General features: G+C 64.9%; 12 protein-coding genes. 9 read left to right on the forward strand and 3 right to left on the reverse strand.

Features of this window, described 5'->3' with window-relative positions; translation table 11 throughout:
* Window positions 1-71: 71 nt before the first annotated feature.
* Together NF551_RS08445 and NF551_RS08450 are read left to right on the forward strand one after the other, a co-directional pair.
* A complete protein-coding gene (locus NF551_RS08445; protein ID WP_227896710.1) occupies window positions 72-800 on the forward strand; it encodes a beta-ketoacyl-ACP reductase in 729 nt (242 codons plus the stop codon).
* A gap of 118 nt (window positions 801-918) precedes the next feature.
* Complete coding sequence (locus tag NF551_RS08450; RefSeq protein ID WP_227896709.1) at window positions 919-1662, forward strand: SDR family oxidoreductase; 744 nt, start codon at window positions 919-921, stop codon at window positions 1660-1662.
* 2 nt (window positions 1663-1664) lie between these two features.
* Here the strand turns inward: NF551_RS08450 and serB are convergent, their stop codons facing one another.
* Window positions 1665-2579, reverse strand: a complete 915-nt coding sequence (gene serB / locus NF551_RS08455) for a phosphoserine phosphatase SerB (protein WP_227896708.1) — start codon at window positions 2577-2579, stop codon at window positions 1665-1667.
* A gap of 115 nt (window positions 2580-2694) precedes the next feature.
* Here serB and NF551_RS08460 point away from each other — a divergent pair, with 115 nt between their 5' ends.
* The 7 genes from NF551_RS08460 to NF551_RS08490 all read left to right on the forward strand — a co-directional run bounded on the left by NF551_RS08460 (window position 2695) and on the right by NF551_RS08490 (window position 8007).
* Window positions 2695-3483, forward strand: coding sequence for an ABC transporter ATP-binding protein (locus NF551_RS08460; protein WP_227896707.1), 789 nt, complete (start codon window positions 2695-2697; stop codon window positions 3481-3483).
* A gap of 14 nt (window positions 3484-3497) precedes the next feature.
* A complete protein-coding gene (locus NF551_RS08465) occupies window positions 3498-4298 on the forward strand; it encodes a sulfite exporter TauE/SafE family protein (protein ID WP_227896705.1) in 801 nt (266 codons plus the stop codon).
* Window positions 4299-5105, forward strand: coding sequence for a TrmH family RNA methyltransferase (locus tag NF551_RS08470; protein WP_227896704.1), 807 nt, complete (start codon window positions 4299-4301; stop codon window positions 5103-5105).
* Window positions 5106-5192: 87 nt separating this feature from the next.
* Entirely contained in the window at window positions 5193-6059 is an 867-nt protein-coding gene (locus NF551_RS08475) for a hypothetical protein (protein ID WP_227896701.1), read from the forward strand.
* Window positions 6060-6199: 140 nt separating this feature from the next.
* The gene (locus NF551_RS08480; protein ID WP_227896700.1) at window positions 6200-6457 is read left to right on the forward strand and encodes a type B 50S ribosomal protein L31; all 258 of its coding nucleotides are present in this window, start codon (window positions 6200-6202) and stop codon (window positions 6455-6457) included.
* A gap of 101 nt (window positions 6458-6558) precedes the next feature.
* Window positions 6559-7629 (forward strand): lipoate-protein ligase LplAB, encoded by a 1071-nt coding sequence (lplAB, locus tag NF551_RS08485; RefSeq protein WP_227896699.1) that lies wholly within the window; start codon window positions 6559-6561, stop codon window positions 7627-7629.
* Between the two features lie 45 nt (window positions 7630-7674).
* Window positions 7675-8007, forward strand: coding sequence for a cupin domain-containing protein (locus NF551_RS08490; protein WP_227896698.1), 333 nt, complete (start codon window positions 7675-7677; stop codon window positions 8005-8007).
* A 41-nt stretch (window positions 8008-8048) separates the two neighbouring features.
* Here NF551_RS08490 and pepN read toward each other — a convergent pair whose 3' ends face one another.
* Both pepN and NF551_RS08500 read right to left on the reverse strand, forming a co-directional pair.
* Entirely contained in the window at window positions 8049-10661 is a 2613-nt protein-coding gene (gene pepN, locus NF551_RS08495) for an aminopeptidase N (protein ID WP_227896696.1), read from the reverse strand.
* A gap of 4 nt (window positions 10662-10665) precedes the next feature.
* Window positions 10666-12318: a hypothetical protein gene (locus NF551_RS08500; protein WP_227896694.1), complete on the reverse strand. Its 1653-nt coding sequence runs from the start codon at window positions 12316-12318 to the stop codon at window positions 10666-10668.
* Between the last annotated feature and the right edge of the window lie 7 nt (window positions 12319-12325).

Consider the following 12325-nt stretch of genomic DNA (forward strand, 5'->3'; position numbering starts at 1 on the left):
TCTTGAAGTTGCTCCCGGCGCCGATAGGATCGTTAGCTCAAGCAACCCGCCCCCCAGCGTAAGGATTCTGCGTGCACAACGATTCCCAGACCCCCACCGGCCGAAGCGTCCTCGTCACGGGAGGGAACCGCGGAATTGGCCTTGCCATCGCGAAAGCGTTCGTTGAAGCCGGGGACAAGGTTGCCATCACCTACCGAAGCGGTGAAGTTCCCGAAGGCATGCTCGGCGTCAAGGCCGATGTGACGGATATGGCCTCGGTCGATGCCGCCTTCACGGAAGTGGAAGCCGCGCACGGCCCGGTGGAAGTCCTCGTCGCAAACGCCGGCATCACCAGGGACACGCTGCTGCTGCGCATGAGCGAAGACGATTTCACCGACGTCGTGGACACCAACCTCACCGGCGCATTCAGGGTCGTCAAGCGGGCCTCCAAGGGCATGCTGAAGCTTCGCCGGGGCCGGGTAGTGCTCATTTCCTCGGTCGTGGGCCTTTATGGCTCCCCGGGACAGGTCAACTATGCCGCGTCCAAGGCCGGCCTGATCGGAATCGCCCGCTCGCTCACCCGCGAACTCGGCTCCCGCAACATCACAGCCAACGTGGTGGCCCCCGGATTCATCGACACGGATATGACCCGCGCACTGCCTGAAGACACCCAGAAGAGCTACCTCTCCTCCATCCCGGCCGGCCGTTTCGCGGATCCCAGCGAGGTCGCCGGCGTGGTCCGCTGGATCGCAGGCCCCGAGGCGGGCTACATCTCCGGTGCCGTGATTCCCGTCGACGGCGGCTTGGGCATGGGGCACTAGTCGCGACATTGCGGGCGCGGGATTCCTTGGAGGTTTCCACCAACGCGCGGCGGCATCCGGGCTGGAAGGATAAGATCCAGCGCTGCAGAGTTTAGTTATCTTCCACAAAGGAGTATGCATGGGCCAGCTAGAGGGCAAAGCCGCAATCGTCACCGGGTCATCCCGCGGCATCGGAGCGGAGGCGGCCAAACTGCTGGCCGCGGAAGGTGCCGCAGTGGTGGTCAACTACCGCCAGAAGGCACCGCGGGCCAACAAGGTTGTGGCGGGGATCGAAGCTGCGGGCGGCCGCGCCGTTGCCGTAGGGGCTGACCTCACCTCGCCTGAGGGGCCCGCTGCCCTCGTGGACGCTGCCCTGGAATCCTTCGGCACACTGGACGTGCTGGTCCTTAACGCCTCAGGCGGCATGGAGACCGGGGTCGGGGACGACTACGCCCTCAAGCTCAACCGCGACGCGCAGGTCAACATGCTCACGGCTGCCGCCGAACACATGAAGCCGGGTTCACGGGTGGTCTTCGTCACCAGCCACCAGGCCCACTTCATCAATACAGTCCCCACCATGCCGGAGTACGAGCCGGTTGCCCGCAGCAAGCGCGCGGGGGAGGACGCCCTGCGCGCAAGGATCCCCCAGCTGGAAGAAAAGGGGATCACCCTCGTGGTGGTCTCCGGCGACATGATCGAAGGCACGGTCACGGCGACGCTGCTGGACCGAGCCAATCCCGGCACCATCGAAGCACGCCGGGAAGAGGCCGGGCGGCTGTACTCTGTCGAAGAGTTCGCCGCTGAGGTAGCCCGCATGGCCCTCGCCGATGTCCCCACCGGGCACACCGAGTACGTCGGCGGAGCGGACTACCTCAGCGCCTAGCCCTACAGCTTCACGAAGTGCTGAACCACGTCCAGTCCGGGCAGGTTCAGCACAGCATCAGCGGCGGCCTGCACAGCCGGCTTGGCATTGAACGCCACGCCCAGTGCGGCCGCCGCGAGCATGTCCAGGTCGTTCGCGCCGTCACCAACGGCGATCGTCTGGTCTTCGCGGATCCCCAGCTCTGCGGCCCATTCGCGAAGGGACTGCGCCTTGACCGCGCGGTCCACCACGTTCCCGGTTACCTCACCGGTCAGGACACCGTCCTCGATACCCAGCTCATTGGCGCGGGCGAACGTCAGCTCCAGCCGCTCGGCGAGCGGAGCCAGGACCTGGTTGAATCCTCCCGAGACGACGGCGACAGCGTGCCCCGCCGACAGGAAAGCCTTCACGAGGGCTTCTGCCCCGTCGGAGAGTTCGATCCGCGTCCCTACCTCGGCAATCACGGATTCCGGCAGGCCGGCCAGTGTCTTGACCCGCGCGTGCAGGCTCTGGGCGAAATCCAGCTCGCCGCGCATGGCAGCTTCGGTGACGGCAGCTACTTCGGCTTCGCGGCCTGCGTGCGCAGCGAGCAGTTCAATGACTTCCTGCTTGATCAGCGTGGAGTCAACATCCATCACCAGCAGCTTGCGCCCCGGCTCGACCAGGGAAGCGGGTACGACGGCGCTCTGGGCGGGCGCTGCACCGCCGTCCAGCGCCGCAGCGGCTGCGGAGGCGACAGCCAGGCGCAGCGCCTGGAGCCCGCCGTCGTACGTTACAAACAGTTTCGAGACCAGATAGCCGTCCCCTTCCGCGTTCTCCAGCTCGACGATTCGTGCGCCTGCGGCCATGACGGCCTGCTGGACACCCGCCAGATAGGCGTCAGCGAGTTCGCGCCCGTAGCTGACGACGCTGTATTCCGGAGATGCTTCAGGGGTCATGCGGGTTTCCGTTCTGCGTGCGGCGGGGAACGGCCGGTGGTGGACACGGCCGGTCGGACATGCGGCGGCGTCGCGTTTCGCCAACGCGCCTTTCTTTAGCCTAGTGTCTACTGCTATGAGTGATGTTCTTGAATTTGCCGGAGTAAGTGTCGTCCGGGGCGGAAAAACCCTGTTGGACGGCGTTGACTGGCAGGTGAGGGAAGGGGAGCGCTGGGTCATCATGGGACCCAACGGAGCCGGCAAGACAACGCTGCTGCAGATTGCCGGCGGCCGGATGCATCCCACCCGCGGCATGGCCGGAATCCTGGAGGAAGTCCTCGGCGCCGTGGACGTCTTCGAACTGCGTCCCCGTATTGGGCTTGCTTCCGCCGCGCTGGCCAGCCAGATTCCGGAGCACGAAACCGTCCTCAACGTAGTCCTGACCGCTGCCTACGGCATGACCGGCCGCTGGCGCGAGAAGTACGAGAAGCTCGACGAGCGCCGCGCCTTCCGCCTGCTGCACGACTGGGGAATGTCCACGTACATCAACCGCCGCTTCTCCTCGCTCAGCGAGGGCGAACGCAAGCGTGTCCAGATTGCCCGTGCGCTGATGACGGATCCTGAACTGCTGCTCCTCGATGAGCCCGCCGCGGGCCTGGACCTCGCCGGCCGGGAAGACCTTGTGCAGCGTCTGGCAAACCTGGCTGCCGACGAGGAAGCGCCGGCAATCGTGCTGGTCACCCACCATCTTGAGGAAGTACCCCCGGGGTTCACCCATGCGCTGCTGATGCGCGACGGCGCTGTCGTCGCCGCGGGCGAAATCGAGGCCGTTTTCACCGAAGACCACCTGAGCAACGCCTTTGACCTGCCGCTGTCCGTCCAGCGGGATGCGTCGGGGCGGTACACCGCAACGGCGCGCCGCTAGCCAGACCCAACATCATGTTCCTGTCTTCGGCAGGGTGGCTTCATGACGCCCTGATCCTCTTTGCCGGCCTGTGGGCCGGCACCATCAACGCCATTGTGGGTTCCGGAACGCTGGTGACCTTCCCGGTGCTCGTGGCCCTGGGCTATGCACCGGTTGCCGCGACCATCTCCAATGCCATGGGCCTGATCGCCGGCAATGTGGCCGGTTCCTGGGGTTACCGCAGGGAACTGGCCGGACTCGGCGGCACACTGCTGCGCCTGCTGCCGGCGTCGATCCTCGGCGGTATCACCGGCGCCTGGCTGCTGCTGCACCTGCCCGAGGACGTCTTCGGGACGGTGGCGCCGTTCCTGATTGTGGTGGCCCTGCTCTTTGTCGTCTTCCAGCCCAAGCTGCAGTCATGGGTGAGGGAACGCGCCGCCCGGGACACGGAGCCCGGGACCCTGATGCAGGGTCCTGCCCGTCCGTCCTGGACGCTGACGGTGCTGATCTACCTCGCCGGTGTCTATGGAGGCTACTTCGTGGCCGCGCAGGGCATCCTGCTGGTCGGCATCCTCGGGATTTTCCTTCACGGGACTCTCCAGAACGCGAACGCGGTCAAGAACATCCTTGTCCTCGGCGTGAACCTGGTGGCAGCGGCGTCGTACATGCTTTTCGCCTTCGACCGCATCGTCTGGCCCGTTGTGGCGCTCATTGCCGTTGGATCGCTGATCGGCGGGTTTGTGGGGGCCGCAGTCGGGCGGCGTCTGCACCCCGTTGTGCTGCGCACCGTGATCGTGCTGCTGGGGCTCGTCGCACTGTGGATTATGGTTTTCTAAGTGAGCGTTATCCACCTCGAATCAGCCGATGACCCCCGCGTCAGCGACTACACCCGCCTGACAGACACCTCGCTGCGCCGCCTGCGGGAGCCCGCAGAGGGCATGTATATTGCGGAATCTTCCAAGGTCCTGCGCAGGGCGGTCGAGGCGGGGCATATCCCGCGGTCATTCTTCCTGGCCGAAAAATGGCTGCCGGACCTGCAGGACATCCTGGACCGCTTCCCCGAGGTACCTGCGTTTGTCGGTACACCGGAAATTCTCGAGTCGATTACGGGTTTCCACCTCCACCGCGGTGCCCTGGCGGCCATGCACCGCCCCGCCCCGCTGCAACTTGAACCAGTGCTGGCCGCAGCCCGGCGCGTGGCGATCCTGGAAGACATCGTGGACCACACGAACATCGGAGCCATCTTCCGTTCCGCAGCTGCCCTGGCCGTTGATGCAGTGCTCGTCAGTCCGCAATGCGCCGACCCGCTCTACCGCCGGTCAATTCGGGTCAGCATGGGCACGGTGTTCCAGGTCCCGTGGCTCCGCCTGACGGACTGGCCCGGTGCACTTACCAGCCTGCGTGCGGCCGGATTCGTGACCGCGGCGCTGGCCTTGCAGGACGATTCCCTGACCCTGCAGGAACTGGGTGCGCAGCGCCACGACAGGCTTGCCCTGGTTCTTGGAACAGAAGGGGACGGGCTCTCCCGGAGCACTCTGGCGGAAGTCGACGTAACGGTCCGCATCCCCATGCAGGGCGGAGTGGATTCCTTGAACGTCGCAGCAGCCAGCGCCGTCGCATTTTGGGAGTGCCGGGTTCCATAGTTCTCGCTGCTGTTCTGTTCCCGGCCTGCCGGTGCAACACTGGGCCATGCACGATGCGGTACCTCCGGCGAGCACAGGGTCCATTCCATGTCCAGACGCGTTATCCCGTCTAGCCGGCGCCTTACGGCCGTTTTCCTGGCTGCACTGCTGGCGCCGGCTGCCGCGGCCTGCGGGCCAACAGCCGAGCAGGTTGCCCGCCAGGAAGCGGGGACGAGTGCTGTCCCTGCCGTAACCCCGGCTCCGCAGCAGCCCCGGACCCGCACGGCTGAACCGGAACCTTCGCCCTCTCCCTCTGAGACGATGAGCGTTGGGGTCAGCGGCGCGCAGGCCTCCATGGCACAGGACGTCCAGGATGCCTGCCAGTGGCTGCTGCGCCGGGACCCCGGCCCTTACCCCGCCAACCAGTCCGGGGACTGCCTGGCTGCGGCCATGGTCGCCGGCACCGGTGCCGTGCAGAGCGTCTCCACGACGGCCAGCTGGCTCCCGCCCGGAACGTACAGCATGGAATTCTCCACCAGCCCGGAATTCGCCATGGAACTCACCAGCGCTGACAGTGCACTGGAAATCTCGGTGGGCGGCGGCGTCAGGACCCTGCGTACCGGGGAGGGCGCATCCGTAACGGCGAATGCATCCGGCAGCCCGGAAGAAGCCTACGCAGCCATCCTGGTTGACGCGGCCGAGCTGACCAGCAACCCTGACCGGGTACGCGGCCTGCTCGAATCCGCGAATGCAGCGGCCGTCGAGTACGACGCCGTTTACGAAGGAACGCAGGCAACCCGGCTCACGGCAGTTGTCGAAGCCGATGAGCCGGGCGGCTTCTCCGGTTCGCTGGTGCTGGTTCTTGATGACCTTTACCGGCCCCTGGCTATTGAGTACGTCGGCAAGACCCGTGGAATCGATTCCGCTATCAGGGCGAAAATCACCGGGTGGGAGGCCGGCACGGAGCCGCGCTAAAGTAGGGGAAGAACCCGTCTGCCGTGTTTTCGGCATATGGGCGGGCCTTGCGCTAACATTGATTGTTGGCCAACTGGCCGTCCAAGCTTTTGAACCCCATCGTGCCTGGCAAAATCCAGTCACCTAAAGAAGGTATTACTGTGAAGTCTGATATCCACCCCAAGTACGCCCCGGTAGTCTTCCGCGACCTCGCGTCCGACACCGCGTTCCTGACCAACTCCACGGCCACTTCCGCCAAGACAATCGAGTGGGAAGACGGCAACACCTACCCCCTCATCGAGGTGGAAATCTCCTCCGCATCGCACCCGTTCTACACGGGCAAGCAGCGCATCATGGACTCCGCCGGCCGTGTCGAGCGCTTCAACGCACGCTTCAAGGGCTTCGGCGGCAAGAAGTAACAACGTACTTCTTTGCTGCAGCCTAGTATTGAAAGGTCCGTCCGGAATGCTCCGGACGGACCTTTCGTTTTCACACAAGGACATTTCAGGAGGAGCCCACCATGAGTGAACAGCAGGAGTCCCGGCACGGAGAGTACAAAGTGCCCGGCGGCAAACTGGTCGTGGTGGACCTCCAGGTGCGGAACGGAGTCCTGGATTCCGTATCGCTCAGCGGAGACTTCTTCCTGGAGCCGGACGATGCGCTGGAGGACATCAACCGCGCCCTCAACGGATTGTCCGCGGACAGCACCGCGGAGCAGATTGCCCTGGCTGTCCGTTCTCGCCTGCACCCTGATGCCGTCCTGTTTGGCTTCTCACCCGAGGCCGTGGCCATTACGGTCCGGCGGGCCCTGGCGAAAGCCACCGGCTGGGCAGACCACGAGTGGGAAATCATCCCTCCCACCCCGCTGTCCACGCATATGCACGTTGCCATGGACGAGGTCCTGGCCGAGGAGGTGGGTGCCGGACTGCGGAACCCAACCCTCCGCTTCTGGGAATGGGAAACCCCGTCCGTAGTGATCGGCAGCTTCCAGTCGCTGCGCAACGAAGTGGATCCCGAGGGCGCCGAACGGCACGGTGTTACAGTCGTGCGGCGAATCAGCGGCGGCGGCGCCATGTTCATGGAACACGGCAACGCAATCACCTATTCGCTCTACGTTCCCCAGTCACTCGTGGATGGGCTGAGCTTCGCCGATTCCTATCCTTTCCTCGACGCCTGGGTCATGGAGTCCCTGGAGCGGCTGGGCATCAAGGCCTGGTACCAGCCCCTGAACGACATCGCCACGGACCAGGGCAAGATCGGCGGCGCTGCGCAGAAGCGGCTGAGCTCCGGCGGGATGCTCCACCACGTCACCATGTCCTATGACATCGACGCCGACAAAATGGTCGAGGTCCTGCGGATCGGCAAGGAAAAGCTCTCTGACAAGGGAACCCGCAGCGCGAAGAAGCGGGTAGACCCGCTCCGGCGCCAGACGGGCCTCAGCCGGGAAGAAATCATCGACACCATGATGCAGACCTTCACCGAACGCTACGGAGCCAAAACCACCGGCATTACCGACGCGGAGATGGAGCGTGCGAAGAAAAAGGTGGAGCAGAAGTTCGACACTTCGGAGTGGATCACCCGGGTCCCGTAGCCGCCCCTATACCGCCGGACGTCCGCCGCACCTAGACTGCCCAGCATGGAAAAGAAGTCGCTGACGGCGCTTGTCAGAAACCACCTGGAAACCGCCCGGCAGGCTTCGTCCGGCCGCAGTTCCGCCACTGTCTACGGCGGGCACGAGCACATCCTCCGCCAAACGCTCATCACCCTGGCGGCCGGATTCGTCCTGGACGAACACGAAAACCCCGGCGAGGCCACCGTCGTGGTGCTCAAGGGCCGGTTGAACCTCAGCTCCGAAGGCACTGACTGGGAGGGTTCCGCCGGTGACCTGCTGATAGTTCCCCAGGCCAGGCATGCCGTGACCGCCCTTGAGGACTCAGCCTTCCTGCTCACTGTCGCCAAACGTCCCTAGACCGTTCCCCGGGCAGGCCGCTCATTCCCGGCCGGCCACAGTCAGCGCGCGGCCGCCTGGGCGCGGAGGGACCTCAGGAGCTGGTCCTGCTGTTCGATCACGATCCTGCGCAGTGCCGCCGGTGCTGCAGGATTGAGCTCAAGCCATTCCTGGCTGAGCGCCAGAACCGGATGATCGGCGGGAACGGTATGCAGGGGGAGATCCTGCGCCCCGGGATAGAGCCCGGCAACCACACGGGATGCGAGTTCGATGCTGCGGCTGGACCAGACCGATTCCAGGGAAGCAAAGTAATCGCTGACGTAACCGTCCAGCAGCTCATGTCCGCCGAGGGTAATGCCTTCAATCGTGGCAGAGAGCAGCTCATTGGAAAGCTCAACGGTATGAACGGCCCTCTGCCAGGCTTCCGCCTTGATCAGGGGATCGGGGATCGCCGCGGCGGCAACCGTATATCCGACCCGCCCCGCGGCGGTGTTATCCGCAGCCAGTTCAGCCTTGAGTTCCTCGGGACCGGCAGATCCGGTGGCTGACAGCGCCTGCCAGAGCCGCCAGCGCAGGTCCGAGTCCACGCCAAGCCCCGGGTAGGTAACGCTTCCGGAGAGCAGTCCGCGCAGAAGTTCGTTGTGGCTGGTGCTGTGGCGGCCCAGTGCCGCGGCGGTCCGGGCGAATATCAGCTGCCGGTCGGTGCCGGCAGGGGCCTCTGCCAGCTGGCCGCTGACCGCCTCGAAGAGCTGTTCGCGCACTTCGTCCCGAATCTCGGCCGGCGCATAGCGCTCCACTGCGTACCTGGCATTGTCCAGCAGGACCTGCAGGACACCTGCACCGGGTTCTGAGGGAGCCGTACGAATCACCAGGCGGACGTAGTCGCGGGCAGAGAGCAGGCCGTCGCGAACACTGTTCCACAAGGCGGAAAGGGTAATTGCCCGCGCCAGCGGATCCCGCAGCCGCGGAAGGACTTCCAGCACGGTGGCCAGGGACGCGGTATCGAACCGGATCTTGGCGTAGGTGAGGTCGCCGTCATTGGGCAGCAGCAACGCTGGCGGCTCGGTGCCCACCAGTTCCGGAACCGGTGTATGCCGGCCAACGACGTCGAGCTCCACCACACTTGTACGCTCGAGCCAGCCGTCGGGAGTAAACCCGTAGGAGCCCAGCCGGATGCGGTGCGGCCGCGGCACCTGCTCTCCGCTGACGGGATCGGGGGCATCCTGATGCACGACTACCGAGCTGTAGGTTCCGTCAGCACCCGTCTCCGCCTCGACCTCCAGGACAGGCACGCCTGCGGTCTGAAGCCACTGGCGGGACCAGAGCCGCATATCGCGGCCCGAGGCGCTGCTGAGGACATCGAGGAGGTCCTCAAGGGTAGTGTTCCCGTAGGCATGCCGGAAGAAGTAAGTCCGGGATGCCTCGATGAATGCCTCAAAGCCCACGTAGGCGACCAGCTGCTTGAGCACTGAAGCGCCCTTGGCATAGGTGATTCCGTCGAAGTTCTGTTTTGCCGCTTCGAGGTCGGGGATGTCGGCAACGATCGGGTGGGTTGTCGGCAGCTGGTCCTGCACATAGGCCCAGGCCTTGCGCCGGTTGGCGAAACTCACCCAGGAGTTCGTCCAGTCCGTAGCTTCGTCGACGGCCAGGGCACCCATGTAGTCAGCGAAGGATTCCTTCAGCCACAGGTCATCCCACCACCGCATGGTCACCAGGTCGCCGAACCACATGTGTGCCATTTCGTGCAGGATGGTGTTGGCCCGGGCCTCGTACTGGGCCTCGGTCGCCTTGGTGCGGAAGACGTAGGCCTCGGTGAAGGTCACCAGACCCGGATTCTCCATCGCACCAAGGTTGTATTCCGGAACGAAGGCCTGGTCATACTTCCCGAAGGGGTACGGATAAGCGAACAGGCGGTGGAAGTAGTCCAGCCCGCGCTTGGTCGTGTCAAAGATGTTGCCCGGGTCGAAATGCTCCGCCATGGACGCCCGGCAATACGCCGCCAGCGGAACCACAAGTTCGGTGCCGTCGCCCAGGACCGTGCTCCAGAGATCAGTGGCCTTGAAGTACCCGCCGGCCAGTACACAGGTGATGTACGTGGAAATGCGCTGGGTGGGGGAGAAGTCCCAGCGGCTCAGCGTCCCGTCGCCCAGAGGGGTACGCGCCGCTTCCACACCGTTGGAGGCGACCTCCCAGTCCGACGGCGCCGTGACATGGAAAGTGAACGAGGCCTTCAGGTCCGGCTGCTCAAAGTTCGCAAATACCCGCCGGGCGTCCGCGGGTTCGTACTGCGTGTAGAGGTAGGTCTTTCCATCAGCGGGATCCGTGAAGCGGTGCATGCCCTCGCCGCTGCGGCTGTAGAGGGCGGTTCCTTCGATGCTCACCGTGTTGGTCCCGGCCTGGAGGTTGCGCAGTTCGATCCGCGAACCCGTCACGGTTTCCGCGGGATCGTAGGCTTTCCCGTTCACGACGACGGCCTGGACCCCGCCATGGATGAAATCCACGAAAGTCGAGGCGGCGGATTCGCTGCAGGTGAAGTGGATGGTGCTTCGAGAACGGAAGCCGGGCGCCGCCGGGTCAGCGGCATTCCCCAGGTCCAGTTCGACGTCGTAGGACTCTACCGTCAGCAGGCGGGAGCGGGCAGCAGCTTCATCGCGGCTCAGGTTTTGGTTCGACACCCGTTCATTCAACCATCTTGGGTGCCGGATCCGCAGGCGCCTGCCGGGCACGCCGCCGCCAAGTGCGTCCCGCCAGCTCTTCCGCAGCCTGCAGCGAAAGTGAACCCAGGACAATAAAGTACGGCACGTAGAGGTACAGGAAGCGGGCCCGCCCTTCGGAAAACATCAGGAACACCAGCAGGCCCAGCAGCCCCAGTCTGGCGGTTACCGGGCCCAGCGCCTGGAGCCGCTCTCCCCGGAGGAACAGTGCTGCGCCGCACAGCCCCAGCAGCAGGAACCAGGTGCCCTGCCACACCGAGAGAAGGAACCCGAAGCCCGGACGCCCCGGGCCGTAGAAGTCCTGGACCCAGCGGCTGAAGCTGTCCTCGGCAAGGAAAGCGTTCGCGTCCATGCTGCCTTCTCCCCAGCTGAAGAACGATCCGTCGCCGGTGATCCAGCGCAGTTTCGCGTTCAGGAAAGCTGCGTACCCGCCCGGGCCCATGGACTCGACCCGTTCCGTATACGCCCGCAGTCCTGCGTTGAACCGCTCCTTCGGATCCTCGACCGCCAGGGTGCTGGTTCGGTCTTTTTCGTTGTACGCACCGTAGTAATCCCCGTGAGGTCCTGGATACTGCTGCGCTCCCACCTTGAGGAAGTGGGTAAAGGGGAGTGTCTGGCTGTCCGAGGTCCCCGCTGCGGGAAAACCAGATACCTCCTTCCAGCTGTTCAGTGCTGCGTTGGTCCCTGCGAAGGTTCCTGCGGCCAGCACGGCGGCAACCGTGCCTGCCAGCAGGTCCTGCCGCCAGTTCGAGCGGCGGATGGACAGCAGGAGCACCAGCACGGCGCCTGCCAGGGCAATCAGGACTGTTGGTTTGATGCCGTAGCCGACGGCCGCTGCCGCTCCGGCGGCGGCCCAGAGCAGGAGCCGGCCGGGCAGCCGGGACCGTGCAGCCAACCCCACCAGGCAGAGGATGAGGATCGGAAACAGCAGTCCGGCCGTATCCGAGTAGAAGACCGGCAGCCAGGGAGAAAGCGCAATAAGGATGATCGAGGGCACCAGGGTCAGCCTGGCAGCCTGCTTTCCGCCGAAAAGATAACCACAGGCATACGTCAGCAGCATCCCGGAGAAAAGCACCGCGGCGTTCAGGTAGGCGACTGACTGCCGCAGGTCCACCGCACCAAAGGACTCTGCTGCTTCCAGGTACTTGCCCAGGAGCAGCATGAGCAGCAGATTGTTGGGGTTCACCTCGAAGTAGCCCCGGTCTGCTGCCTCGGGTGTCCCTTCGGAAACCGCTGTCCCGGAATAGTAGATCGCGGCCGCGTCCCAGTCCGGCGGCAGCCTGACCGCATCGGCCACGCGGGCACTAACCGCAAAGACCGCGGCCCATCCCAGCAGCGCGGCTGGTATCTGCAGCCACCGCACCGGGGACAGGGCGGCATCAAGCCGGGAGAGCAGCCAGGGATAGCCTGCAGCAAGGACCAGCACTGCGGCACCTGCCAGGACGGCAGCCCACGTCTCATAGCGGGAGTAGCCGTAGGAAGGCACCACCAGGTTGGACAGCGCCAGCCAGAGAATGAGCGCGCACCACAGCAGGCCCGCAAAGCGGGGCAGCAGCCCGGCGGTGCGGGTGGTTTGCCTGGACCCGCCAACAGGTCCTTGGCGTGCTGTGTGGCTCATGGTCCCT

Source organism: Arthrobacter caoxuetaonis (assembly GCF_023921125.1).
GTDB classification, from domain to species: domain Bacteria; phylum Actinomycetota; class Actinomycetes; order Actinomycetales; family Micrococcaceae; genus Arthrobacter_B; species Arthrobacter_B caoxuetaonis.

Excerpts from the sequence above, each read along its gene's own strand:
- NF551_RS08500 (WP_227896694.1), bottom strand. The coding sequence starts at position 12,318 with ATGAGCCACACAGCACGCCAAGGACCTGTTGGCGGGTCCAGGCAAACC.
- NF551_RS08460 (WP_227896707.1), top strand. The coding sequence starts at position 2,695 with ATGAGTGATGTTCTTGAATTTGCCGGAGTAAGTGTCGTCCGGGGCGGA.
- NF551_RS08450 (WP_227896709.1), top strand. The coding sequence starts at position 919 with ATGGGCCAGCTAGAGGGCAAAGCCGCAATCGTCACCGGGTCATCCCGC.
- NF551_RS08475 (WP_227896701.1), top strand. The coding sequence starts at position 5,193 with ATGTCCAGACGCGTTATCCCGTCTAGCCGGCGCCTTACGGCCGTTTTC.
- lplAB (WP_227896699.1), top strand. The coding sequence starts at position 6,559 with ATGAGTGAACAGCAGGAGTCCCGGCACGGAGAGTACAAAGTGCCCGGC.
- serB (WP_227896708.1), bottom strand. The coding sequence starts at position 2,579 with ATGACCCCTGAAGCATCTCCGGAATACAGCGTCGTCAGCTACGGGCGC.
- NF551_RS08490 (WP_227896698.1), top strand. The coding sequence starts at position 7,675 with ATGGAAAAGAAGTCGCTGACGGCGCTTGTCAGAAACCACCTGGAAACC.
- NF551_RS08465 (WP_227896705.1), top strand. The coding sequence starts at position 3,498 with ATGTTCCTGTCTTCGGCAGGGTGGCTTCATGACGCCCTGATCCTCTTT.